A 26251-nucleotide genomic window follows, 5' to 3' on the forward strand; every position below is an offset into this window, starting at 1 on the left:
TCCGTTCGATTCATATGGTTTTAGTATAGGAAAAGGAATTTCTCGGGGCCGCCTCTCGGCGGCCTTGCGAAAAACAAATCCAAGTTAGACCATTTCAAATGGTTCGATGTCTGCCCGGATGCGACACTGAAGTGAGTGTCCATCCTCGCAGTATCCGGTTCTCAAGGTGCACGCCTGCGCTGGTTCCCGGTTCCACCGGGCCGCGCGGCAAGGAGATATATTGCCAGACCGGAGGGGCCCCGTGGGCGGGAATCTGGCACTCCATATTTTGTTCACAAATGAATATGTCCCTCAGTCGCGCCCCTGAGGTTATAACTGAAGCATTGGCTTCTGATATTGGCGATGACCAGCTGTTTTATGAGTATTGAGACATCGGTCATCTCTGGAGCGCTACTTTACCCCAAAGGCATCAGCTATTTGTTTCCCATCGGTAAAAGGCGGGTTTTGTTCGCCAAGCGTTCTTATATATAGAGAAGTTCGGGTTCGAACCCGTGCACCGGCAACAAAAAAGACGGCCAACCGAAGTTGACCGTCTCAACAATCTTTGGGTGGGCCGTCAGGGGTTCAGCCTGCTTCGCAGGCGGCCGCTGCGGCGCTTTCGCGCCTTGCGCGCTGCGCTGGCAAACGCTCACGCGTTTACTCAGCTCCGCGCCCCGACGGGTTCGAACCCATGAAAGGGCGACAAAAAAGACGGCCAACCGAAGTTGACCGTCTCAACAATCTTTGGGTGGGCCGTCAGGGGTTCGAACCCTGGACCTTGGGATTAAAAGTCCCCTGCTCTGCCAGCTGAGCTAACGGCCCGCGGGTGGCATTGTACCACGGTCTGGGACTATTCCCAACTCCATTGGCCGTTCTGGAAAATCACAACTTCACGTCCATCAGGCGTAATGCCCGTAATATCGATGTCGTCCGTGCCGATCATAAAATCGACGTGCGTGCTCGAGACGTTAACGCCATGCTCCAGGAGCTCCTCCTTGGACATGTCATACCCACCCTCGATGCATTCGGGGAAACCGACACCTAGCGCGAGATGGCAGCTAGCGTTCTCGTCATAGAGCGTATCGTAGAACAGAACACCACTTTCGCGGATCGGCGTGTTCTTGGAAATGAGCGCGACCTCTCCCAGGTGAGCAGCGCCCTCGTCCGTATCGATGATACTTGCGAGCGTTGCCTTGCCCACGCGGGCGTCGTAGTCCACCACGCGGCCGCCCTCGAACTTAATCCAAAAATCGTCGACTTTATTGCCGTGGTGGATGAGCGGCATGGCCGAGTACACGATACCGTCAGCGCGCATGCGATCGGGCGAAGTGAAGACTTCCTCGGTGGGAATGTTGGGGAAGAAGGGGTGCCCATCGGGCGTCTTGCCCTTGCCGCCGGCCCACTCGTGACCCTTCGTCATGCCAATCGTCAGATCGGTTCCATTTGCCGCGGTGTAATGCAGGCAGTCGAAACGATTGTCGTTCAGGAAACGCAGGTTCTTTTCGAATGCGGCGTCATGGAGCTCCCAGTCGCTCTCTGGGTCCTGGCCATCGGCGCGAGCGGTGTGCAGAATCGCATTCCACAGCTTATAGATTGCAACCTCATCGGCGTCTCCCGGGAACACCTCGCGCGCCCAAGCCACGACCGGAGCGCCGGCGATGCACCACGGATTGATGTTGTAATCCAGTCCACGGCGGAAAACTTTGCACTGCGTGTTCTTTGCCTTAGAAGCTGCAGCGGGCTTAGCGGGATCGATGCCCTTAAGGGCGGCGGGGTCCGCACCCTCGATAAAGATAAAGCAGGCACCGTCCTGGGCCAGGGAATCCAGCTGCAGGCGCTTCCACTCGGGCGTCTGCTCAAAATAGCTTTTCTCGACATGCTCGTACGTGAGCCTCGTCACGGCATCATCGGCCCAGATGACCGTCACGTGGCCGGCGCCGGCAGCATAGGCCTCCGCGACCACCACGCGCGCAAACGGCGCGCACTCAACCGGAGACTGAACGACAACTTCCTGGCCGGGCTTAACGTTTACGCCCTTGCGGACAACCAGGCGCGCATAGTTTTTAATCTTGGGCTCCAGGGACTTCATACCCTCCAGGGCCTCTTCGACCGTCAGGGCAGCTCGAATCATGTGCCACTCCATCTATCTATAGAACAGTAAAAAGGCGCGCCGCAAAAACGACGCGCCTTATATCTTAGCGATAAGTATGTATGCAAACGCTACTTCTTCTTGGAGTCCTTCTTGTCCTCCTCGGCAGCTGCGCGCTCGATAAGAGCGTTGAGCTTGTTCTCGGACATGCCCTCGGCCTGCGCGCGGTACATGTTGCGCAAGGGACGAATACGAGCGAAGTCGTAGATAAAGTCACCTAGGATGATGACATAGGACAAAACGATGCCGACCATCTGGACAGGGCTGGACACCATGCCAGCGGGAGCGAAGTACAGCGAGGCCCAAATTGCCACGACGAGCACCATGCCAATGGCGAGCACAATCCACCAGATGCGACGGCGCTTGGTGTAGTCCTCGTCCTGCTTGAGGAGGATATTCGACACCGTATAGATGCGGTCCTCCTTGGCGCGCTGCTTAGCCTTGCGGGCGCGCTTCTCCTCTTTAGAGAGGCCCTCGAGGTTCTCGCCCTTCTCGAGCTCTTTGCGGCGTGCCTTAGACGAAGCCGGCACGACGCGAACGGAGCTCGCTGCTTGGCGCGCGGGCTTAGCAGATGCGGCAGACTTGCGCGCAACCCCAGTAACTTCGTGGGATTGCGTGCGCTTGTTCGTGGCGCTACGGGTACTCACTTATGCGTTCTCCTTCATGCTTGTGAACTGGGAGCCAGTGATGATCTGGAAGGCCTCGCGATAGCGCTCGGACGTGCCATCGATGACCTCGGCGGGCAGGTGCGGGGTCTCCCCCGTCATATCCCAGTTGGCCTTGAGCCAATTGCGGACGAATTGCTTGTCGTAGCTAGGCTGGATCTTGCCCTCCTCGTAGCTGGCAGCAGGCCAGAAACGGCTGGAGTCGGGCGTGAGGCACTCGTCGATCAGCGTGACCTTGCCATCAATAACACCAAACTCGAACTTGGTGTCGGCAATGATGATGCCACGGGTCGCGGCGTACTCGGCAGCGGCCTTGTAGATCTTGAGGGAAAGGTCACGAATCTGCGTGGCGATGTCCTCGCCCACGATCTCGCAGCAACGCTCGAACGAGATGTTCTCGTCGTGGTCACCGATCTCGGCCTTCGTGGACGGCGTGAACAACGGCTCGGGAAGCTTGGAAGCCTCGGTCAGGCCCTCAGGCAGCTGGATGCCGCAGACGGTGCCGTTCTCGTCGTAGGTCTTCTTGCCCGAACCGGTCAGATAGCCGCGGACGATGCACTCGATAGGAATCGTCTGGGCCTTCTTAACCAGCATGGCGCGGCCAGCGAGGTAGTCACGATACTCAGCAAACTCCTCGGGGAAATCCGCCGGGTCGATGGAAACGAGATGGTTGGGGACGATGTCGGCAAACTTATCGAACCAGAATGCCGAGATGCGATTGAGCACCTCTCCCTTAAACGGAATCTCGTCGGGAAGAATGAAGTCGAACGCAGAAATGCGGTCGGTGGCGACCATCAGCAGGTTTTCACCGGCATCGTAAATATCACGAACCTTGCCACGGGAATCCGGACGACGCTCCATCGTTGTCACGTGAGTCACTCCTTACCTAAATACGACAGAAATGCGGGTTCTTTCCCGCATGTTTTCGCAAACTCGGAGCGGCAGGGACGCGGCCCCTCCTTCACCGAATAGCGAAAAGCTAGTGCTCCATTGTAGTAGATGCCGCGTCCGCCGTGTGCTCGCGGGGCAGATGAATTGTAAAAGTCGTACCCTTTCCAAGCTCCGACTCCACGGATATGTAGCCATGGTGACGCTCGACGATCTGCTTGGTCACGGCGAGGCCGACGCCCAGGCCGCCAGCTTCGCGGGCGCGGCTGGCATCGGCGCGCCAAAACCGCCCGAAAATGCGCGACAGATCGTCCTTGGCAATACCGATACCGGTATCAGAAACGGCAATGCTGACATGCCTGCGGTCACTGAGCACCGACACCACGACCCAACCGCCCTCGGGGGTGTAGCGCATGGCGTTGCTCATGAGGTTGATAACACATTGCGTGATCATGTCGGGATCGGCCTCGACGACATCGTCGTGCCCTTGGGTTTCATCTGCAAAGCGAAGACGAAGGTCACGGTCGGCAAACAGACGCTCCTGGCCGTTCACAATCGATCGCACGAACGGAACCATGTCCACCGGTTCTAGATTGAGCGGAGCCGTGCTGTTTTCCATACGCGATAGGTCGAGCATCTGCTGCACCAGACGAGCCAGGCGACGCGTCTCGGAAGCAACGGTCTCCAAATGCTCATCGTCGGTGGGATACACACCGTCTTGCATGGCCTCGACCGTTGCCAGCATGGCCATGAGCGGCGTGCGCAGCTCGTGGGCAACATCAGAGGTCAGGCGCTTTTCGTGCTTCATATCCTTTTCGAGTGAGGTGGCCATCTCGTCGAAGGTCTCTCCCAGCTGATCGATCTCGTCATCGCCGCGCAGCCCCGTGCGAGCCGACAGGTCGCCGTCACGGATTTGCTTTGCGGTACTGGTGATGCGATGAATCGGTTTGGTGAGCATGCGCGACACGAGCGATCCGATAACGACCGAAATGCAGATTGCAACAACCGCGGCGAGGGCCATGGCGTTAAAGGTCTTCTCCCTAAACGCAGAGTCCGCCTTGGTGAGCAGAGCGTCGGAGCCGATGGCCCACAGCTTTACCTGTCCGACATGCTCGCCGGAAGACGTTACAATCTCGACGTTAGCAACGCTATCGGAGTCGGTTGGAGCAGACGAGACAGGGCTATGCGATGCCCTCTTGCCGCTCGTGTCGTCGGTCGTAGCCTGGTTTTCGCGTACATCGGCGGTGGCGCTTGCCGAGGGCCAGGAATCGTCATAAACGATCACACCCTTTTTATTGACGACCTGCATGCCCAGATCGTCGGAAACCAAACTCGACGTTGCGACCGTGCGCAGTTCTCCCGCGGTCCAAGAGCCGTTTTCCTCATATGAGGTCGCCAACTTCTCGGCAGCGGAGTTTGCGATTTCGACGATATTGGAGCGTGTGTAATCCGAAAAGACCGTGCCCCACACAACAGAGACAACGCCCACCAGCACCAATACCGTCATGAGCGATGTCAGAGCAAAAGCAAGTGCCATGCGCGAGGGATAGCTCATCGTTGGCCGTGAATCGGAACGAGGCGTGTTCCAACTAGCCTTGGAACCCGCCTCGCTCTCCTGCTTGTGCTTTTGTCCGATTTCAAAGCGCGCAGGTGTCATATGTGATTTCCCTATTTCTCGTCCGACTTATCGGTCTTGGCCGGAGCCTCGAAGCGATAGCCGACACCATGGACGGTGTAGAGCCACTTGGGCTTCTTGGGATCATCGCCCAGCTTGGCGCGAAGATTCTTCACGTGGCTATCGATGGTGCGCTCATAGCCCTCAAAGTCATACCCGAGCACTTTCTCGACCAGCTCCATGCGGTTATACACACGGCCGGGATGGCGGGCAAGCGTGGTGAGCAGCTTAAACTCGGAAGCCGTCAGATCGACTTCCTTGCCCTCGACCAAGATCTTGTGGCCCGAGATATCGATGACCAGATCGCCGAAGTCGAGTACCTCGACGGCGGGCTCGTCGGCCTGATGGGCACGGCGGAACAGAGCGCGAACGCGGGCGACGAGCTCGCGCGGCGAGAACGGCTTAATCAGATAGTCGTCGGCGCCGAGCTCAAGACCGATAATACGGTCCTCGATCTCGCCCTTAGCCGTCAGCATGATGATGGGGACATCCGAGGTATCGCGAATGGTGCGGCAAACGCGCTCGCCGGGAATCTTGGGGAGCATAAGGTCGAGCACGACCAGGTCGAACTGATGCTTCTCGAACTCCTCGATCGCGGACTGGCCGTCGCCGACGCCCACAACACAGTAGCCTTCGCGCTCGAGATAGGCAGCGACGGCGTCACGGATTGCCTTCTCATCCTCGACCAGCAGAATCTTTTTTGCATCTGAAGCCATAACACGGCCCCCCTGTCTCAATTAGCTAAGAACAAGCCCATTTTAACGCACCTGAGCCCGCCGGATGCCGCTATGACGCGGCAGCTCGGCGGGCGGTACTCACAATTACAACGCGTTTATTCCCCTGTTGGCGCCTTTTTAACCCCTCTAAGCTTAAAGAGAGAATAGGCGTGCAGTGACCGTCTCTGGTATACCCTGGCTGTTGCGCACCGTGGCGTACGTAAGGAATGAGTCCGATTTTCCCGCCGTAGCTGGATAATCGCCATACTCCAAAGCGCGGTCGGGCGACAGCAGCGAGCCATAGGTCTTGGCAGAGGTGTCGATCAGGAAATGCGACGCCTGTACCTTAACAAGGTATTTATTCTTCTTGCCAGCCGCACATGCGAGCGGCTCGCGTGACAGAAAGAGGTACGGCCCTCCCTCATTACCGATATACGTGCCCATATTGCCCAGGCTGCCCACGCCGCTATAGGCCGCCTCGATAGAAAACACGAAGGTATCGCCCATATACACGGCCTCGAAAGGCGAGACTGACGAGGGAAGGACCAGCTGGGCACGCTTGGTGTTGTTGCCGTCGGTCAGATCGATTGCCGTTATGCCGTAGTAGACGCCCTCGTCGTTGCGGACACGCGGCGAGATGGTCAAAATGCCGTCGCTCGCGCGCGGGGCCGATGCAAAGCGGCCCGTCGATTTCCAAATTGTCTCGGCCTTGGATTCATCAAGTGAGCGACGATAGCAAAACGAATCACTACTCGTTTTATTGCCGCCTGCCGAAGGCATTTTATACCAGATGACTGATGACCCGAACGCCGTAAACAGGGGCGGATCATAGTCCTTGCCACCTCGATCGAGCTCAACCACATCGCCAGAGAGCGAAGCGCCCGACAGATTTTGAGCGTAGAGCTTCCACGATGAATTGGCAAAGTTCATCTCAACCCACGCGAATACGCCGTCGCCGGCGCGGACATCGTAGAATGCATATCCCGTGCCCTCGACAGGATCCTCGATTAATGTGGTAAGCGAGCCATCGCCCAGGTTGAGCACACCGAGCGTGTTGGCGTGCAATGCCGATGCGGGCGCCATCATCGCCGCGGCGTAATCGCCGTCGCAGTAGTACAGCAGCGTACCCAGAGGCAGCGTCCACGACGCCGCCGGCTCAAGATCGATGTCGACAGCCTCATACTCATCCGTAATCGAGATAATTTTGGAATCGTCCTTGATAACCTGCGGCTCGCCGGCGGCATCATCGCTGGTACCCGTTTTTTTCGAGCATCCGGCAAGCACCGTGGCAGCGGCCGCGGCAGCCCCACCGAGTACAAAGCCGCGACGCGATATTCCGTTCTTGATGTGATCGGCGATACCCATTAGGCGATCTCGGCGCGAGCGGCCTCGATGGCGCGCGTAAGCTGGTCGGCGCAGGAGGTCTTTTTCATACCGCAGGTATTACCGGCGAGAACCTCGATTACGCGATCGGCAGGAGCGCCCTCGACCAGCTTGGAGATTGCCTTGAGATTGCCGTCGCAGCCACCGGTAAACTCAACGCCTATCACCTTGTTGCCGTCATCGGAAAGGTCAAGGTGAATATTGCGAGCACACACGCCCTGAGGCTTGTAATCAAACGAAATCATGCGATCCCCTCTCAGAATGTTATTCGAGACGACTATTATCCCCGTCTTTCCCTAAATGCAACGAGGCGCTTTGCCGGCAACACACATTACCAGCAAAGCGCCCTAAAAAGCTAACGTTATGCCCGAACCTACTCGAAGCTCAGCTGCTCCAGACGATCAAAGACCGTGTCGATACGGGTGAGGAAGTCCCATGGATCAAAGATCTCGTCGAGCTTCTCCTGGCTGACGGTGCAGCGCGGGTCGGCCTCGAGACGCTCCTTAAAGGTGGGGCCGGAGACACAATCCTGTACCTCGTGCCAGGTTGCCATGGCGTTCTCCTGCACAATGGCGTACGCGTCCTCGCGGGTGATGCCCGTATCGACGAGGGCGAGCAGCACCTTGGAGGAGAAGATGAGGCCGCGGGTCTTATTGAGATTGGCCATCATGCGGGCAGGGTACAGCTGCAGGCCGTCGATAACGCGAATGAGGCACTGGAACATGTGGTCGAGGGCGATGAAGCTGTCGGCCTGGGCGACGCGCTCGGCAGAGGAGTGCGAAATGTCACGCTCGTGCCACAGGGCGACGTTGTCGAAGGCAACCTGCGCGTTGGCCTTCACGACGCGCGACAGGCCGCAGACCTTCTCCATGGTGATGGGGTTGCGCTTGTGCGGCATGGCGGAGCTGCCCTTTTGACCCTTACGGAACGGTTCCTCGGCCTCGAGTGTATCGGTCTTCTGCAGATTGCGAACCTCGGTAGCGATGCGCTCACAGGTGGCCGCGGTGGTGGCGAGAACGCCGGCGAGGTAGGCGTGATGATCGCGGCTAATAACCTGCGTGGACAGCGGGTCGTGAACCAGGCCCAGGTGCTCGCAGACATATTCCTCGACAAACGGCTCGATGGAGCTGTACGTGCCGACAGCGCCCGAGATGGCACCAAAGGCAACGTTCTTGCGGGCATCCTCAAGACGGTCCAGATCGCGCTTGAGCTCCCAGGCCCAAGAGCCAAACTTCATGCCAAAGGTCATCGGCTCGGCATGGATGCCATGAGTGCGGCCGGCGCAGAGCGTGTTGCGCTCCTCGAAGGCGCGACGCTTGCAAATCTCGCCGAGCTTCTTGACGTCCTCGATGATCAGGTCGCAGGCCTGGGTGAGCTGGTAGCACAGGGCCGTGTCGCCCAGATCGGAGCTGGTCATGCCATAGTGAACCCAGCGGCTGGGCTTGGGGTCGCCCTCGGGAACATCGGCATCGATGTATTCCTTCATGTTGGTCAGGAAGGCAATGACGTCGTGGCGCGTGACTTCCTCGATCTCATCGACCTTCGCCTTCTCAAAGTTGGCATGGTCGCGGATCCACTGGGCCTCGTCTTTGGAAATACCGATCTTGCCGAGCTCCGCCTGGGCCTCGCAGGCCAGAACCTCGATTTCCTGCCAAATGGCGTACTTGTTCTCGAGGGAGAAGATGTGTCCCATCTCCGGGCGGGTATAGCGATCGATCATAGCGGCTCCTTTTTGGTTATTGGCACGTTGGTCGTAACCCAACCATTGTACCGTGCGCGGGTGCAAGTATGGGCAGCAGGCATTAACCTAACATTTTGGAATTGGAGCGAGCAACGGGACATCTGCGCATTTGCTTCGCAAATCCGCACCGGCTTCAGTGGCATACCGAGATCCGGGGAAGTGTGGGAGCAAAGCGGGCTGAATCTACCATTCCCGAAATCTTCCTTGCTCCATGGAGCGGGCAACGGGACGTCTGCGTATTTGCTTCGCAAATACGCACCGGCTGCGGTCGCCTATCGGCGACCTTGCCTGCTCGCTATAAACGCTTCGCGTTTATTTAACGCTCGCACCCTGTCGGGTTCGAGTCCCGGCACTTTATTGAAAAAGGCACGGTAACGAAACGTTACCGTGCCTGAAATTCGAATGGAGCGGGCAACGGGACTCGAACCCGCGAGTGTCAGCTTGGGAAGCTGATGCCTTACCACTTGGCGATGCCCGCTTGTGTGTTGGCTAGTATAACGCGGTTGTCTTGTTCGATACAAGGGTGGTGATGCTTGTTTTAGCTGTGGAGATTCGTTTGAAAATCGCGTCAATTGTGGAGATGAGGACCTTTGACCTCCTGTTCTCCTTATCTTCTACCTGCGCTTTTGCTTGATTGTTGTATTTGAGCTCAATTTGTCAGGAATTGGGCAAGCTTTTAGTCAGGCTCCGGTACTTACCCGCATGAACCTCGGGGGTAGCCTCATCCTACGCGTCGCAGCCTCCCCGTGCGGCGCACGAGGGATAAGGAGCAGCCATGTCCAACGCACCCACGCACTCTGTCCACAGCGCAATCGCAACAGGTCCGCTGCTCCTGCTCCTCTTCCTGCTTTTCGGCTGCCTGGCACCGGGAGCCGCATTTGCCGTCGATGGCTACGACCAGCTCGGCTTCCGCACTATTAGCGATGATTGTGGGCCCTTCTTCATCGGCAAGTATGAAGCTCAAGACACCTCGATTGCCTACTGCATGAACCAGGAGCGCCCCGGCCCCACCAAACCGGGCGGCCCATGGCTCAACTTTGATCAAGGCTGGGTGTGGCTCGACGACGAGTTCGCGGCAATCGTTTGTCACGGATATCCCACCACCACGTCGTTTGGCGGTTACCATCTTTCACCCGATCGCGCCCGCGCCGCCACCCAGCTTGCCGTATGGATGCTCAACGGCACTACCCATGTCGACGGCACCTACTCCTACACGACCGCTCAGGGTAAAACCAAGAGCGGACACTTTACCGCCGACAATGAAGTCATGGCGGCTGCGCGGTGGCTCCACGACAGCGCAAAATCAGGAAGCATCGAAGCCGCTCCGCACCGCGCGCGACGCTATCTAGGGGCCGTATCGGGCGGCAGCAAACGTCAAGACATGCTCTATGTACTGCCGGCGGTCTCTGTTTCCTTCCAAAAGCAGTCTGCTAACACCGTTATTACCAGCGGAAACAATACCTATCAGTTTACCGGGGCAACATTCGATATTTTTGAGAGCGCCAGCGGCGCGCGTGTCGGCACCATCAAGATGGACAGCAACGGTCGAGCGCAAGCAACACTTCTGCCCAACACGGCATACTACCTAGTTGAAACGAAGGCGCCGGCCGGCTATGTCCCCCGCCACGATCGTATTGCCTTTACCACGGGGAATGACGGCGGGCGGGTCGCCATTGATGAACAGCCCGGCACCATCAATCTGCGTATCGTAAAACTCGATGCCGCGACGAATGCCGGCCCCCAGGTGGGATCTTCACTCGCAGGAGCAGAGTTCACGTGTGTGTCGCAATCAACCCCTGGATGGGCACAAATCCTCACGACCGACGAAAGCGGTCGGGCCACCCTCGCCGATGTCCCCTTAGGAACCTTTACCATCTACGAATCAAAAGCCCCCGAGGGCTACCTGCCATCCAACGACAGCTGGACCTATACCGTTGGAGCCGACCAGCTCGGCGATTCAGGCGTGGTCGAGATCGAATCTCGCGTTTCCGATATCCCCATTGCGTTTAACCTTGAGATTTCCAAATTCAAGGATTACGGCAATAGCGACCAATCCGGCCTGGAGCAGCCGGCGGAAGGTGTTGTCTTTGAGGTTGTCAGCAACAGCTCTCAGCAGGTTGTTGGCACACTGACCACAAACGTCTATGGCTTTGCCTCCACCAAAGATCAGCCCGAAGCATGGTTCGGCGCAGGCAAGCGACCCGCCGGTGTCCACGGAGCCGTCCCATACGACCGTGCCGGCTACACGGTTCGCGAGGTTCCGGAAACCGTCCCCGAGGGTTTTAAACGTGCAGGGGAATGGACCGTCGGGGCCAATCAGATTTCCAACGGCGCCGAGCTTCAATATATCGTGGACAACCACGCTCTGTCGACGCATCTCCAGATTGTAAAACGCGATGCCCAAACAGGCGCTTCTGTTCCACTAGCCGGATTCACCTTCCAACTACTCGACAGCAATCACGAATCTGTCTCACAAACTTGCTGGTATCCAACACATAACGTAATGGACACCTTTACGACTGACGCGACCGGGACCGTCACACTGCCCGAATCGCTCGTGCCGGGCACCTATTATGTACGCGAAACCTCGGCCAAAGAGCCCTATCTTGTCGGCGAGGAGATCGAGGTAAACATACCCGCCGACATGAACCTAACGCCCGTTGCAATCGCCTCGTATTATGACCACGCCGCGACCGGAAACATCAGGATCGTTAAAACCGATGCCATAGACGGCAGCAGCCTCGCGGGCGCCGTCTTTGAGATCCGTGCCTCGAGTGATATCGTGCGCCCCGACGGTAGCATTGCCGCGCTCGACGGTGAGACTGTCGCTACCATCACGACGGATGAAACTGGAGAAGCACGCGCGGACAACCTCCCGCTGGGACTTGGCACCGCACGCTACGAGGTTGTCGAGACTCAAGCGCCGGCAGGCTTCTTGCTCGATCGGACAACCCATATTGTCGACCTTACTTATGCCGACCAGAAAACACCCGTTGTAGAAGCACGGCTTAACGTATCCGACGATTACACCAAGGTTGATATCTCCAAGGTCGATGCAAGCGGTGAGCAGGAAGTGGAAGGCGCACAACTCACCTTATATGGTCCCGATAAAACCGAAATAGACTCCTGGACCTCATCCGACAAGCCACACCGCGTCGAACATCTTGCACCCGGCACCTACTCGTTGCGCGAAATGATGTCTCCGCGGACCTATGACCTTGCCGAGGAAATAACGTTTGAAATAAAGGATACGGGAGAAGTCCAATCCGTCGCGATGAAGGATGCGCCCATCGAGATAAAGGGACAGGTCGACAAGCGTCAGGAACTTGTCCAACCTATCGAAAAGGGCCTGTTGGCTAACGGCGATGGTAAAAATCGCGCCGCGACGCAAACTAATACGGATGGACTTTTCTCCTATACCATCGACGCTCGAAACGATTCCGCTACTTGGGTTGATGAGTTTACGATTACCGATGATCTTGAGTGCGCCAAAGACGGCACGGCGAGATTCATCTCAATCGAAACCCCCGTCGCCATCGGCGACCTCAACGGTCTGTGCAACGTGTGGTATCGCACGACGCCGTTGGACTCGACAGACGTCGATGAGCCGGCGAACGCGACACTTGACGATGGACACGAAAATCCTTGGCTTGAGTCCGACGAAGTAAAAGAGAGCCTTGGTGAGGACTGCCGCCTCGTCGATTACGACGGCTGGCGCCTCTGGAAGGCGGATGTCTCGACCACGGAATCCACCACACTCGAGGCGGAAGAGCTCGACCTTGCATCCAATACCGTCGTAACAGGCATTCGAATTGAATACGGTGCGGTAGCCGCCGACTTTACGACTCGAAGCGATGCGGATTCTTGGACCCGCGATGATCTCAAAGATGAGCACGACGACCTTGACGATGCCAAAGCAATCCTTGGCACAGACGCTCGGGGCGCAGTCGTACACATGCAGGCAACGTCGGCTTATACGCCCCAAACCGCACTCACCAACAGCGCGCGCGTCGATCTTTGCCGCAACGGTGGCGGCGATAAACTTGAGTCACATGACGAGGACAGCGTCATTCAACGCTGTACCCTACCGCAGGACCTACCGGCAACAGGATCAGTTCCCATCGCCGCTTGCATCACCGCGCTCCTGACCTCGGGTGCCGCAGCCCTATGGTTCGCTCGCCTTAGGTCGATCCCAAAGAAGCGCTAGCGCGATGAAAAAGCGGGCGAGCCAGTCCCCTGGCTCGCCCGCTTTCAATCATGTAAATCGCCGTATCTACTCTGCAGACGAAGATCCACCATCAACGATTGCCTGCTCGGACTCAGGAATCCCATCGGCACCCGTACTCTGTTCTTGCTCCACCTCTTCGCTGATTGCGGAGGCGGGGGTCGAGCCCTTTGCACCCACGATGTAGGCAGCCCCAAATCCTAACGCAATGGCAATCAAGGTCAAAATCACGTAGACAGGCCAATGGCGCTTAATATACGAAAACACGTTGACTCCTTAGAGCTCCGTCTACGAACGGCGGATAACCTCGGTCACGACCTCGGATACCGTAGCGATGTTCGTCGGGTTGACATTGTGGGGCAGGTCATCCTCGGTACGAGCGCAAGCCAGACGTGTGCCGTCCACGCCGGCGATGGTAAGGGCTCGGCGGCTCGCCTCGAGCGCGGCATAGGCATCGGTCTTGGCATAGGGCATCTCGAGCGCGCCACAATCGACATGGAACGACTTGCAGACCTTGCTGACCAGGTTCATGATGCGGCGATCGCCCTTGAGCAGCTGTTGTTCGCCCTCGACCGTCACCACCGAAAGCCTACCGGCGCCGACGGATTCAAGATTGATAAAGAATACGCCGCGGAGCTTATCGCGATGCGAAGCCAAGAAGGCCTTCATGCCAGCGCCATCACAATCCGAGGCGCCCGTTGCCACAAACCAGATATCGTGACCGAGCAGCTCATCATCGCCCATAGAGGCGACAGCCGAGAGCATATCTTCGGAAGAAGCGCCATCGGAAGACGTAGCGCCACCCTTCCAGCCATCGTTATCGTCCTCGAAGTTATCCCACGAACCGATACCGCGACCGGACTTCTTGGCATCGTAATCGTCTTCGACGCCCAGCCAGTCACTCATGCTGTCCTGCTCGTTTTTCTTTTTACGGCCGAACAGACCACCCAGGCCGCGCTTACGAGACTTGGGTGCCGCCGGGGCGGGAGCCGAAATGGTCTCGATCGGCTGTGCGCCCGACGCAACGGGCATAGGAGGCGCAACGGGTGCCGATGTGGGTTCGGGGCCCTGGGCAGTAGCAAAGGGATCGTTGACCTGTGCGGAGGGGTCGGGAAGGTCGAACAGCGACGTGCGAGACGCAACGTTTGCCTGCTTCATAGACGGCAGCGACGGATCGGGGACCGAAGCCAGCGGAGACGAGGAAGGTGCAGGCGACGGTGCCGACGCCGGATCGGGAACATTCATCTGCGGGCGCGGCGATGCCTGGGAGGAAATCTGGGCCATAAGGGAATCGACCGTTTCGTCCTGGGTGGGAGCGACATTGGCAACCGTGGCACCGGAACCACTCGGGGTCGGCATGGTGAAAATCTGCGTGGAATAAGGCCTCGACTCATCCGTCTCGGGAGTCTCGGAAACCGCAGGCACTTCCTCCTGCTCGACCTCGGTCGAATCATCTTGCTCGGCTGCCGCGTATTGCTCTTCGTCAGAGTTGGCCTCGACGGGCTCGTCCTCGGCGGCATCTTGGATTTCGGCAGCATCAACAGGCTCGTCATCGTCTGCCGCGTCGCCCTGCTCATCGGAAACAGGAAGGGGCTCGGCAATCGCGGTGCCCTGTTTTTCAAACGTTATCGTGGAATCGAACTGCGCGGCATCAAACGACATGGTGCTATCGACGTGCTGCTGAGCCTCGAAAGACGTCGTCGCCTCAACAACATCCGCGGACGCCGGTTGCTGGGACTCAAAGGACGTTGTAGCTTCGGCGGCTTCGACGGGCGCGGACTGCATAGCCTCGTTCTGCTCGAACTCTTGCGCCGCGAGCTCACGTGCCGCCTCGGCTGCCTGCTGCGGAGCGATAGCCTCCTGCTCGGCAGCCTCGCGTGCGGCAGCGCGCTTCTCCTCGAAATCGTCGACAAATTTCTTGCCCTTTGCAAACGCACCCTTAAAGAAGTTGGAAGCGCTGGCGCCAATCGACGAGAACGCGGATGCAATGTCGGCATGCGGCGTTGCCGCGGGAATCTCGGCCGAGAAATCAGTATCGCTCTCGTAAGACACGCGCCTCGGTTGTTCAACGTAATCGTCGTCAGACTCGTCCGCAACGTCTTGCGCCGGTGCGGCGGGAGCCAAAATGTCCAGTCCTGCCGCGGGATCGAACGCGGACACCGCCTCGGGATCGGCAACGGCAGCGGTAACCGCGGCAGACTCATCATCCGCAGCGACAACGGGCGCAGGCGCAGCCACGACGGGGGCAGGCCCGGGCTCAAACGTTGGCTCCTCGCCCTCCTCGTAATCGAGCGTGCAGGACTCGGGAAGCATTCCGAGCGCACGGATGGCATCCGAACCAAAGCGGATGTTGCCGGCGGCGTTGCGATAGAGCTTGGGCTCGGGCTCGGCAGACTCCTCCGCCGGCTCGGCAGCGGGAACCTCGTCATTGAACTCTTCGGCTTGGGCAGCCTGATTCTGATCCTCAGGCACGATAGCGCCGATCAGCGTCTCGTCGGCAGACGCACCCTCAAAGCCCTCGATTTGCTCGTCGAAAGCCTCACCCTGTTCGGGCTCGGTCTGAGCGTCGGGAGCAATCGGCTGACCGAATTCGTCCTCGGCGTAGGTAGGCTCTTCATACTCGATGGTGTTGCCGTAGTCGTTTTGCTGCTGGGCCGCGGCATATTCCGCCGCTGCGCGCGCCATTTCCTCGGCACGACGCTTCTGCTCCCCAAAATAGGTATCGAACGGAACATCGTCGGGAAACTCGTTTTCGCCCTGGAAGGGAGCAACGTTGTCCATAACGCCGAGCATAGCGGCGACAGAAGACTTGTTGCACACCGCGCCAGACGTATAGGGAAGAATGTGGCGGTTAGAGATGATGTTTACCGCGTTGGCGAGTGCAACGAGGGAAGCGAGGATCGCGACAATCCACAGCAGAACCTTGAGCGCGCCGGGGAGCGGCAGAATACGCAGGATGGCAACGGCAGCGGGGGCAACCGTGGCAACGGGCAACAGCTTGGCGATGAGCGCACGATACGAAGCATAAGGCTCGCGGGCGAGCAGCTCAGCACGGGGAGAGTCGTAGTGTGCGACAACGACCACCGGGCGGTTACGCGGGGACGCGAGCGGGCCCGAGGCCTTGTGGTAGGCGATGACATTTTGGCTCACGCCCGTCTTGCCCAGGCGCGAAACCACGGGGTGGCCCGTGCGCTCGAGCACGTAAAGAACGGCGCCGACAATGGCCAGCAAGGTGGCGACCAAGCCGATACCGCCGCCGATGCCCATCAGCAGGGCGCCGGCAAACGCAAGAATACCGGTAACGGCAAATGCCAACCTACTGGGCGCCGGGGCATTGAACTCCTGAACCTCGGGGTCAAAGCCGTGGTTGCGGAAGATCTGAGCGATATCTTCGGCAGCCAAGCGCTCTTCTTCGCTGCATGCCGGCGTAATGCCGGTGTTCTGCAGCAGGTGGTTAATATAGTTCTGGGTGTTCGCCATGTGCGCTCCACATCCATAATCCGACAAATAGGCCCAATGCATGCACATTAGAACCGTATATAGTCGAAAGTATACCCCGAGCGAGCGCAAACGACCGAATTCGGGCCATCTTAACGCCCCGAGCGGACAAGGATATAGCCTAATCTCCATATCGGACTAAAATCATGGCAGCAAACCACCTTCTCATGCGAGGACTCTATGACGGCAAGCGACACGACCGAGACAATTAAAAAGGGAAATTCGGAGCCCAGTTTCGATAAAACGGCTCAGCGCATCCTCAATCTTTTCTTTGTGCTCAATAGCTCCCCCGAACCGCTGACGACCGAGCAGATCGTCTTGGATTCTGACCTGGGATATGGCTCGGGCAATATCGACTCGGATAAGCGCAAGTTTCGACGCGATCGTGACAAGCTGCTCGAACGCGGCATCTTAATCAAGGAGGTTCGCCCCACCGGCGCGCAGGAGACCGAGGAAAGCTCGTGGACAATCGACCGCGAGCACACGTTTGCGGCAGGCGGCCTCATCACCGCAGACGACGCCGATATCCTGCTCAACGCCATCGACCAGACACTAGCGGCCGGCTCATCCACTTTTGCCGCACCGCTTGCCGATATTCGCTCCAAGATTGCCTATCTCACCGGCAGGACGACGGTAGACGAGGCGCCGATCAGCCGCTCTCCCACCGTCGATGCGGTTTGGAGCGCCTTTGCCGAGCGATGCGCGCTGCGATTTTTATATCAGAACGGACGCGGCGAGCAGAGAGAACGTACCGTCTGCGTCTACGGCATGTTCGAGCGCGAGGGCGTGGCTTACTTCTGCGGCCTCGACAACGTCACCGACGACATCAGGACATTCCGCTGCGACCGTATCGTTCGCGCTTGGCGTCCTTCGAAGGCCTACGTCATCCCCGCGGACTTCAACCTCAGCGACTACCTGTTCTTTGAATTCGATTTTGCCGACCGACCGCCCGTTGCAGCCACGTTCTCATTCGCCCCTCAGACGCAGATCGATATGATCAACGGTCTCACGCGTGGGCGAGGTGAGCTCGTACACACCGATGTGGGATGGACCTGGACCGTTGACGTGCGCGATCTTGAAGCCGGCGCCTCATTTTGCATGGCCCACGCCATGGACGGCATGAGGCCCGTGGCCCCCAAATCGCTCAAACAGGCGTGGAACCACCTCATTGAAAGGACGGTGCACGAGTATGCCCGTGCGTAAACTCACCAGCGAGCAGAGACTCTCGCGCGCCATCGACATCATGGAGGCCCTCTACGCCGCCGGCGAGAGCGGCATGACACGGACCGAGATTTGCAGTCGCTTTGACATCACGGGGGTATCGCTCGACGAGATTCTCGAGATCGTCTCGACGCTCGCGGACCGAGAATCGGGCGCGCGCATCATCTGCGAATGCCGCGGCGAGCGTGTGGTCCTCACCGGTGACGCCGGGCGTGTGCTACCGCTGCGCTTGAGTGCCGCCGAGGGCGCTGTGCTCAACCATGAACTTGAATCGTTGGGGATCGAGCCGCATACGGCAGCTCGGATTCGACATGCCCTTCTACCCGAAGAGCTCGGCTATAACCAGCGCGTCTTTGACACCGTCAACCACGGGTCGCACTGGCAGCAGCTGAGCTGCGCCATTCAGGACGGTGTTCGCTGCCGCATCTCGTATCGCTCGATGGACGATGCACGGCCACGTGAGCGTCTGGTCGACCCCTTGCGCATTACGGCAAACGGCGACCAAACATACCTGATTGCCTGGGACATCGCGGTCGATGAGCAGCGCACCTATCGCATGGATAAAATCGAGGGACTCGCCTTGACGGAAGACTCCGTCGTGCCTCATGCACCGGACGTCACATCCCTCCACGATTCCCTTGCTCGGACGCAGCGTAGCGCAAAGCTCTTGATGCCATTCGATATGGCGGAGCATCTGGACTGGGCCGGCATCACCCTAATCGAGCGCAGCGGGGCAGACATGGCAACGGTAACCGTGCATTATGGCTCCGAGCGTTGGCTACTGAGCCAGGTAATCGCAGCGGGCGGAGCCATCCGCATCTTGGATGACCCCGCCCTGTCAAAGCGTCTGTGCGATATGGCAAAGACCCTCGTCTGTCCGCTTTAGCGCCGCCGCTCGTGGCGTGCACGCCACAGTTGCAGATAGTGCCCGATCTGCGCCGATTCGATGCGCTGGTAGGAGCTCGTAGGCAGCGACGTTAAGAACTTCTTTCCGTAGCCCTTCGTCACCAGGCGCGGGTCGGCCAGAATCAGCACGCCGCAATCGGTCGACGAGCGGATAAGGCGGCCGGCCGCCTGCTTGACCTCGAGCACCGCCTCGGGCAGCGAATAGCGCGCCCAAGCGCGGTCTTCGCGCAGGTTGCGCTCGCACGAGAGCGGGTCCGTGGGACTCGAGAACGGCAGCTTGGGAATGATGACGCAGCGCAGCGTCTCGCCGCTGGCGTCGAATCCCTCCCAAAAGGCCTTAAGAGCAAAAAGCGACGAGGTCGGCTCGTTGATAAACCGGTCGCGCAGGCGACGAGGAGATGAGTTGCGCTGCTGGCAGTTGAGCTCCAGACCCGCACGGGCCATCTTGGGCTCAACGCGGGCGTACAGGTCTTCCATGTCGCGCCGATTGGTGAACAGCGTGAGCACCGATCCGCCCATGGCAAGATGGGCGTCGACCAGCACGCGCTCGAGCGCCGTAAGATAGCTCTCACGATCGCGCGGATCGGGGATATCGCCCGCAACGACTACGGCCATGTTCGAATCGAAGTCGTAGCTCGAATCCAAGTGCAGCGATGAGGATGTCGAAGCACCGATGCGATCGAGGCCGACCGCGTGGTTAAAGTGTTCAAAGCTTTTGGACACCGTCATGGTCGCCGAGGCAAAGATAGCCGTGTGAACCTCGGGCAGCCACTCGGTTGCCAAGGCCTCACCAATGTCGATGCGCTCTGCGGTCATCGACTCTCCGCCGGCACGCAACCTGCGATTGACCTGCAGCGAATACACGTAGTGTTCATCGGCGCCATCAATGATGAGTTTGAGGTTCTCGGCCAGCTCGTGCAGGCGGCGCGAGATATCACCCAGATCAACAACAACCTCGGGCTTGTCGGCGGCGACGGCTTGCACCAGCGCGTCGACGCTCTTGTCAGCTTGTTCCAATGCGTCGATGGCAGTGTAGGCCGACGGTAAGAAATCATGCCAGTCGTCAGATTCGCGCAGCTCGGGGCCAATCCATAGATTGGCATTGTCATAACCCCCACGGGCACGGCGGCCGAGCTCGCGAACGCCATCGAACACGTCGGCGATTGCCATGCTCGCGCGCGCAACCGTCGACGTCGCCTTGGCAGTAAGGCCCAGATAGAGCGTAGAGCCCTCGGAGGTTGCCAAATCACGGGAAACCTGGCTTAGCGCGCCGGTGCTCGAGCCACCCAGGCGCTCAAACAGAACGCGTGATTCGTCCGCCGACACCACGCGCGCCCACTGACGGCGTGCCTCGCGCTCGATGGAATGGGCCTCGTCGATTACCCAATGACGAATCGGAGGCAAAATCCTGCCCTCGGCCGCGACATTGCGGAACAGCAGGGAATGGTTGGTGACCACCACATCGGCATGCGCCGCACGACGGCGAGCACCGTGGACCAAACATTTATCAGGGAAAAACGGGCAGAGGCGACGAGCACACTCGCGCGAGGCCGTCGTAAAGTCGGGGCGGTTGACGCTGCGCCACCGAATGCCAAGCGAGTCGAGGTCGCCATCGGCTGATTGGCAGACGTACGCCATAATGACCGCGACCGCCGTGAGCGTGTCCGCCGGATCGCGCTTGGTGGTAATCTCGACCTGGCCGCGGCTCATGCGCTCAAGCTTGCGCAGGCACGGATAGTGGTCATACCCCTTGAGAGCGCAAAATGACAGACCACCGTCCAGTTGCTCGGCAAGTTTTGGCAGCTCATGGTACATGAGCTGGTCGGCAAGATTGTTCGATTTGGTCGCAATACCAACCGTGATGTTGTTACGGCGCGCTGCCTCGGCAAAAGGTACCAGATAGGCCATCGATTTGCCGACGCCCGTGCCCGCCTCAATTACACGATGAGTGCCCGTGACCAGCGCATCGCGGACCTCGAGCGCCATCGCGATCTGCTCATCACGCGGCTCGTAGGTGGGGTACATGCGATTGACCAGGCCACCTGGCGCATAGTCTGCCTCAATCTCCTCACGACTCGGCATCTTGAGGACCGGCAGTTCGTCGGCGTCCACCCGATCGTCGGCGCGATCGGCCTTGAGAACGTCAGTACGAGCGGCGCTGAGAGAGAAGATAGAACCAGGGTTCTGCCCCGCCAAGAATGAGAAGATAGGACGATAGGACCAAGGCACATCCGGATGCATGTCGGCTAGGCGCGCCATGAGGCCCTGGGGCAAGTCGGTGAGCGCCACGAGCAACACGCGCCATACGCCACACAGGGCGTCGACGTCGGCATTGGCACGGTGTGATACCGAGTCACAGCCAAACAGATCGGCCATAAAAGACAGCTTGTGCGAGGCCAGGCGCGGAAGCGCGATGCGCGACAGCGCCAGCGAATCGATCCAAATATCGCTCACGTTGACGCCGCCTTTGACCGACTCGATAAACGAGCGGTCGAACGTGGCGTTATGTGCGATCACCGGGCAACCACCGACAAAATCGGCGAGAGCGGCGACGGCCTCAACGGCCGACGGGGCATCTGCCACGTCGGCATTTGTAATGCTCGTGAGCTCGGTAATCTCGGCGGGAATCAGCTGCTTGGGATGCACGAAGGTATCGAAACGGTCGACGATCTCGCGGCCCGAAAGACGGGCCGCCGAGATCTCGATCAGCTCATTGTCCTGCACCGAAAGACCTGTGGTCTCGGTATCGAGGACAATCACATCTTCCTCGATAAGGCCAAAGGACTGCGTTTTGGCGCGTTCGGCTAGCGTGGCATAGGAGTCGATGACAAACTGCGGCGTTCCTGACGAAACCGCGTCCTCGATTAGCATGCAATGCCCGCTCGACGAAGGCCCATACGGATCAGGCTGTCACAGACCTGCGGGAACGTTATGTCGTCGGTGTGGCGGATCTCATCCGGATACAGCGACGTATCGGTCATGCCGGGAATGGTATTGGTCTCGAGGATGACGGGGCCGTCCTCACTCACGATAAAGTCGCTGCGCGAGATACCCAGGCAACCGAGAGCCTTGTGAGCGGCACAGGCAAGCTCCTGAGCACGAGCGTAATTCTCGGGCGAAATCTGCGCCGGAATGCGATGGATGTCTGTAGGGTCGACATACTTCACGTCCAGATCGTAGAACTCGCAGTCCTTGGGCTTACGAATCTCGACAATCGGCAGAGCGCGCACGTCGTCCTCGCCGTATACGCCGACGGTGATCTCGGTACCCTCGATACACTTCTCGACCAGCACTTTGTCGCCGTACTCAAACGCCTTGGCGATTGCCGCGGGCAGCTCGGAGGGCTCATGGACCAGGGAAATGCCATAGCTGGAACCGTTGACGGCCGGCTTCACAAAGCAGCGCTCGCCACAAACCTCGACGATATGATCGATATCGACTTCATCGCCCACCTCGAGCGCAAGGCCGGGGGCAATGGGAATGCCCGCCTTGGCGTACAGGAGCTTAGAGACCTCCTTGTCGGCACCGCAGGCGCTGGCAAGCACGCCCGAAGCCGTGTAGGGGATACCCAGGGTCTCCATGGCGCCTTGCATGGCGCCATCCTCGCCGCCGGCGCCGTGCATGGCGATAAACGCCACGTCAAAGCCGCCGGTCGCCATGGTTACCATAAAATCATCGGCAGCCGTGTCGAGCAGCTCCACCGAAGTGTAGCCGGCCTCCTTCAAGGCAACCACGACGTTCTTTCCCGAATTGAGCGAGATCTCGCGCTCAGCGGAATGACCGCCCGCCAAGACCGCTACGTGCATGTTCTCTAGGCTTTTACCCGGCATGGGCAGACTCCTCCTCTATTATTTCTGCAGCTGATACCATATTGTAGCGATACCCTCTACGTTTCCCCAAAATCGAAAGGCTTCCATGAATCCCAGGACTAAATCTCAGGACATTCGCGACTTGAGCCAAAACGATATTCGCGAGCTCGTGGCCGAGCTTGGCCAGCCCGCCTTCCGCGCGAAGCAGCTCATCGAATGGGTCTTTGAGAAGAACGTTTGTTCGTTTGACGATATGACCAACCTTCCCAAGGCTTTCCGCGAGCAGCTTAAAGAGGCTTTTGCCTTTGACACGCCGACTGAACTCACCAAGCAGGTTTCCAAAGATGGCTCTCGCAAGTATCTGCTCGAGTACCACGACGGCGTTTCCGTCGAGACCGTCGGCATGCCCCGTCGTAACAAGCTTTCCGTCTGCGTTTCCACCCAGGCAGGCTGTGGCATGGGCTGTGCCTTTTGCGCTACCGGTCTCAACGGCCTCAAGCGCTCTCTGACCGCTCAAGAGATCGTCGACCAGGTACTTCATGTATCCAACGACTTTGGCGAGCGCGCCACGAGCGTTGTCTTCATGGGCCAGGGCGAGCCGTTTGCCAACTACGACGAGGTTCTCAAGGCGCTGCGAATCCTCAACGACCCCGATGGCATCGGTATCGGCGCTCGTCACCTCACCGTCTCTACCAGCGGCGTTATTCCCGGTATTCGCAAATTTGCCGATATCCCCGAGCAGTTCACGCTTGCCGTTTCCCTGCATTCCGCCATCCAGTCGACGCGCAATAAGCTCATGCCCGGTGTTAAGAAGTACACGCTGCTTCGCCTTCACGAAGCGCTTCAGCTCTACACCGAGAAGACCGGCCGCCGCCCGACCTATGAGTATGCCATGATCGAAGGCGTCAACGATACGAATCCCGAAATGCAGGCGCTCTGCGACTTCTGCGAGGGAACGCTGTGCCACGTTAACCTCATTCAGCTTAACGACATCGAGGGTAGCCCGCTCAAGCCGTCGCCGATTCATAAGGTTGAGGATCTTCAGCGTCGTCTTGAGTCCCGTGGCATCGAGACCACGATTCGTAACTCCCGTGGTAACGATATTGACGCCGCTTGCGGACAGCTGAAGCAGCGCTTCAAAGTTCAGAAGAACGCATAGGGGAGTCGCATCCCAAAACGTTTCATGTGAAACATCGAACGACCCCGGTTACAGAATATGCAACCGGGGTCGTTTCATTTATTGACCTTAATTTTGAATCAGCGCTACCTGTCCCATTTTTTACGGCCAAAATAAGGTGTCCTTGTCTCATGAATCAGACAAGGACCCCTCAAAAAATGCTGAGTAATTGTTAGGTACCTAATAGCCTACATTTTCCCATTGGTTGCTGACCCAACCTTGATTAATCTTGGGATTCTTCGTTACCTGAGCAGTACGCATGGCAACATCTTCCGTCATAACATCCATTTTCTTTTTGGAAGTATCGACGATATCTAGCGCGCCACGAAGCAAACGACCTCGAAGTTCATCGTCTGTCGCGATCTTATAGCCAGCAAAGGCACCAGCCGCGACAGTCGTCACCAATGCAATCGCTGTTAAAATCTTATTCCTCATCTTGGCCTCCTTGATCAAACTGAATCATTTCGCCAAGAATACGAGAGAGCTCTTCCTCGTCTTTAAACTCAATCTCAATCTTATTCTTTCCACGCGAGCTCTTCACACGCACGTTGGTATTAAATACCTGACGAAGCACACGGGCAGCCTTTTTAAAGGACTGAGGCGTTGCAGGCCTTGGCGTCTTAGGTGTCTCTCCGGCAGAAAACAACGGAGCAAGATTTTCTGTCGCTCTTACGGAAAGGCCCTCTGTAACAACTTTCTCTGCAAGTCGAATACGCGCGTCCTCATAGGGAACTGCAAGAATCGCACGTGCATGACCAGCAGTAAGTTTGCCCTCAAAAATCATCTGCTGAACTACTTCGGGGAGATCGAGAAGACGCAGCGAGTTTGTAATTGCAGAGCGTGACTTGCTTACTGCCTTCGACAATGCCTCCTGGGTCATCCCGCTGGCATCAATGAGTTGGCGATAGCCCTTAGCCTCTTCGACGGGATTCAGATCAGAACGCTGAAGGTTTTCGATAAGAGCAAGAGCCAGCATCTCTTCATCATTTACCTCTTTAATGATGACTGGCAATTCTTCAAGGCCAGCAAGCTTTGACGCCTGGTAACGACGCTCACCAGCGATGATCTCATAGCCGTTTCCATGCTTGCGAACCAAAAGCGGCTGCAAAACGCCATGTTCTTGGATTGACTCGCTCAACTCGCGAAGTTCAGTTTCGTTAAAGAGAATTCGCGGCTGATTAGGGTTGGGAACGATATCCTCAATAGGTAGTTTTGTTTCAGATGCGGCATTTGAAGCCGATGCAGCCGAACCGCCGGTCTCATACTCGGCCTCTGAGACCAAAGCATTGAGTCCACGTCCCAATCCGCCACGTTTCTTTACACTAGGCACGCTTGATCACCTCTTTTGCAAGGTTCATATATGCTTTTGCACCCTTATTTTGAGGTGCATAGGTAATTACCGGTTCTCCAAAAGACGGAGCTTCGGAGATTTTAACCGTACGGGGGATTAGCGTCTTAAACGCCTTATCACCAAAGTACGATTGAACCTCCTCAACAACCTGATTCGATAGTGAAGTACGCGAGTCATACATGGTCATAAGCACACCATAGGTGTCTAAGCCCTTGTTCAGCCGTGATTTGACCATCTTCATTGACTCAAGCAGCTTCGTAACGCCCTCGAGTGCGTAATATTCGCACTGGATCGGAATCAAAACGCTGTCTGCTGCGGTCAAAGCGTTGATAGTAAGCAGGCCGAGCGAAGGAGGACAGTCAATGAAAATAAAGTCAAACTCGTCCTGAATCGGCTCAAGCAAATCTTTGAGGCGGGTTTCACGAGCAATTGCGCTTACGAGCTCAATTTCCGCGCCTGCAAGTTGAATTGTAGCCGGAATAACGAATACCTTTTTACAATTTGTATCAAGAACAAGCGATTCTGCCGGCACATCATTCAACAATGCATCATAGATGCATTGATCAAGGTCTTCTTTTTCAATTCCGAATCCACTGGTGCTGTTTCCCTGCGGATCAAAATCGACAATCAATGTCTTACGACCCTGCTCACCCAGTGCTGCTGCAAGGTTTACAGCCGTCGTTGACTTACCGACGCCGCCTTTTTGATTGATGATTGCAATGATACGCGTGTCTTTTGCGCTCTTAGAACGCTTAACGTCGCGAAATCCCACGGTCCCTCCTGGTGTGTATTAAAGCTGTCAAACGGAGGATGTTTCACGTGAAACATTCCGAATCGATATCAACCGCCATGTTTCACGTGAAACACT

19 protein-coding genes and 2 tRNA genes are annotated in these 26251 nt (G+C 57.8%); 4 read left to right on the forward strand and 17 right to left on the reverse strand.

Going from position 1 to position 26251, the window contains the following annotated elements; translation table 11 throughout:
- Positions 1 to 728: 728 nt before the first annotated feature.
- The 10 genes from AAAX34_RS06780 to AAAX34_RS06825 form a co-directional block, all read right to left on the reverse strand.
- Positions 729 to 801, reverse strand: a tRNA-Lys gene (locus AAAX34_RS06780).
- Between the two features lie 28 nt (positions 802 to 829).
- Complete coding sequence (locus AAAX34_RS06785; RefSeq protein ID WP_022093791.1) at positions 830 to 2110, reverse strand: aminopeptidase; 1281 nt, start codon at positions 2108 to 2110, stop codon at positions 830 to 832.
- A gap of 89 nt (positions 2111 to 2199) precedes the next feature.
- Complete coding sequence (locus tag AAAX34_RS06790; RefSeq protein WP_022093792.1) at positions 2200 to 2775, reverse strand: hypothetical protein; 576 nt, start codon at positions 2773 to 2775, stop codon at positions 2200 to 2202.
- On the reverse strand, positions 2776 to 3654 hold the full coding sequence (locus AAAX34_RS06795; protein WP_035136481.1) for a phosphoribosylaminoimidazolesuccinocarboxamide synthase: 879 nt from the start codon (positions 3652 to 3654) through the stop codon (positions 2776 to 2778).
- Between the two features lie 118 nt (positions 3655 to 3772).
- Positions 3773 to 5338, reverse strand: a complete 1566-nt coding sequence (locus tag AAAX34_RS06800; RefSeq protein WP_035136482.1) for an ATP-binding protein — start codon at positions 5336 to 5338, stop codon at positions 3773 to 3775.
- Between the two features lie 11 nt (positions 5339 to 5349).
- The gene (locus AAAX34_RS06805; protein ID WP_270226722.1) at positions 5350 to 6072 is read right to left on the reverse strand and encodes a response regulator transcription factor; all 723 of its coding nucleotides are present in this window, start codon (positions 6070 to 6072) and stop codon (positions 5350 to 5352) included.
- A 153-nt stretch (positions 6073 to 6225) separates the two neighbouring features.
- Complete coding sequence (locus tag AAAX34_RS06810; protein WP_349110555.1) at positions 6226 to 7437, reverse strand: hypothetical protein; 1212 nt, start codon at positions 7435 to 7437, stop codon at positions 6226 to 6228.
- A complete protein-coding gene (locus tag AAAX34_RS06815; RefSeq protein WP_022093796.1) occupies positions 7437 to 7700 on the reverse strand; it encodes a TIGR03905 family TSCPD domain-containing protein in 264 nt (87 codons plus the stop codon). The genes AAAX34_RS06810 and AAAX34_RS06815 overlap by 1 nt, the downstream gene beginning before the upstream one ends.
- Positions 7701 to 7828: 128 nt before the next feature.
- Positions 7829 to 9175: an adenylosuccinate lyase gene (purB, locus tag AAAX34_RS06820; protein WP_022093797.1), complete on the reverse strand. Its 1347-nt coding sequence runs from the start codon at positions 9173 to 9175 to the stop codon at positions 7829 to 7831.
- A 424-nt stretch (positions 9176 to 9599) separates the two neighbouring features.
- Positions 9600 to 9674 (reverse strand) — tRNA-Gly (locus AAAX34_RS06825).
- A 297-nt stretch (positions 9675 to 9971) separates the two neighbouring features.
- Here AAAX34_RS06825 and AAAX34_RS06830 point away from each other — a divergent pair.
- A complete protein-coding gene (locus tag AAAX34_RS06830; RefSeq protein WP_349110556.1) occupies positions 9972 to 13403 on the forward strand; it encodes a SpaA isopeptide-forming pilin-related protein in 3432 nt (1143 codons plus the stop codon).
- A 66-nt stretch (positions 13404 to 13469) separates the two neighbouring features.
- Here the strand turns inward: AAAX34_RS06830 and AAAX34_RS06835 are convergent, their stop codons facing one another.
- Both AAAX34_RS06835 and AAAX34_RS06840 read right to left on the reverse strand, forming a co-directional pair.
- A complete protein-coding gene (locus AAAX34_RS06835; protein ID WP_022094153.1) occupies positions 13470 to 13688 on the reverse strand; it encodes a hypothetical protein in 219 nt (72 codons plus the stop codon).
- 21 nt (positions 13689 to 13709) lie between these two features.
- On the reverse strand, positions 13710 to 16901 hold the full coding sequence (locus tag AAAX34_RS06840; RefSeq protein WP_349110557.1) for a hypothetical protein: 3192 nt from the start codon (positions 16899 to 16901) through the stop codon (positions 13710 to 13712).
- Positions 16902 to 17099: 198 nt separating this feature from the next.
- Here AAAX34_RS06840 and AAAX34_RS06845 point away from each other — a divergent pair, with 198 nt between their 5' ends.
- Positions 17100 to 18122 carry a WYL domain-containing protein gene (locus AAAX34_RS06845; RefSeq protein ID WP_161155902.1) on the forward strand — a complete coding sequence of 341 codons (1023 nt, stop codon included), beginning with the start codon at positions 17100 to 17102 and terminating at the stop codon, positions 18120 to 18122.
- Positions 18109 to 19026 (forward strand): WYL domain-containing protein, encoded by a 918-nt coding sequence (locus AAAX34_RS06850; protein ID WP_161155904.1) that lies wholly within the window; start codon positions 18109 to 18111, stop codon positions 19024 to 19026. Before AAAX34_RS06845 ends, AAAX34_RS06850 begins: the two co-directional genes overlap by 14 nt.
- On the opposite strand, the gene AAAX34_RS06855 is transcribed toward AAAX34_RS06850, so the two are convergent.
- Positions 19023 to 21917, reverse strand: coding sequence for a helicase C-terminal domain-containing protein (locus AAAX34_RS06855; RefSeq protein ID WP_349110558.1), 2895 nt, complete (start codon positions 21915 to 21917; stop codon positions 19023 to 19025). The genes AAAX34_RS06850 and AAAX34_RS06855 overlap by 4 nt on opposite strands.
- Entirely contained in the window at positions 21911 to 22876 is a 966-nt protein-coding gene (locus tag AAAX34_RS06860; RefSeq protein ID WP_349110559.1) for a D-alanine--D-alanine ligase, read from the reverse strand. The genes AAAX34_RS06855 and AAAX34_RS06860 overlap by 7 nt, the downstream gene beginning before the upstream one ends.
- An 85-nt stretch (positions 22877 to 22961) precedes the next feature.
- Between AAAX34_RS06860 and rlmN the strand changes: the two genes are divergently transcribed.
- Positions 22962 to 24014 (forward strand): 23S rRNA (adenine(2503)-C(2))-methyltransferase RlmN, encoded by a 1053-nt coding sequence (gene rlmN, locus AAAX34_RS06865; protein WP_055287295.1) that lies wholly within the window; start codon positions 22962 to 22964, stop codon positions 24012 to 24014.
- A gap of 198 nt (positions 24015 to 24212) precedes the next feature.
- On the opposite strand, the gene AAAX34_RS06870 is transcribed toward rlmN, so the two are convergent.
- Genes AAAX34_RS06870 through AAAX34_RS06880 form a run of 3 tightly spaced genes read right to left on the reverse strand, consistent with a single transcriptional unit; the run spans position 24213 to position 26155 of the window.
- Complete coding sequence (locus tag AAAX34_RS06870; protein ID WP_349110561.1) at positions 24213 to 24467, reverse strand: hypothetical protein; 255 nt, start codon at positions 24465 to 24467, stop codon at positions 24213 to 24215.
- Positions 24457 to 25362, reverse strand: a complete 906-nt coding sequence (locus AAAX34_RS06875) for a ParB/RepB/Spo0J family partition protein (protein WP_349110563.1) — start codon at positions 25360 to 25362, stop codon at positions 24457 to 24459. Before AAAX34_RS06875 ends, AAAX34_RS06870 begins: the two co-directional genes overlap by 11 nt.
- On the reverse strand, positions 25355 to 26155 hold the full coding sequence (locus AAAX34_RS06880) for a ParA family protein (RefSeq protein WP_118238235.1): 801 nt from the start codon (positions 26153 to 26155) through the stop codon (positions 25355 to 25357). Before AAAX34_RS06880 ends, AAAX34_RS06875 begins: the two co-directional genes overlap by 8 nt.
- Positions 26156 to 26251: the final 96 nt, after the last annotated feature.

Origin of the sequence: Collinsella sp. CLA-ER-H4, assembly GCF_040092395.1 — a bacterium.
Taxonomy (GTDB): domain Bacteria; phylum Actinomycetota; class Coriobacteriia; order Coriobacteriales; family Coriobacteriaceae; genus Collinsella.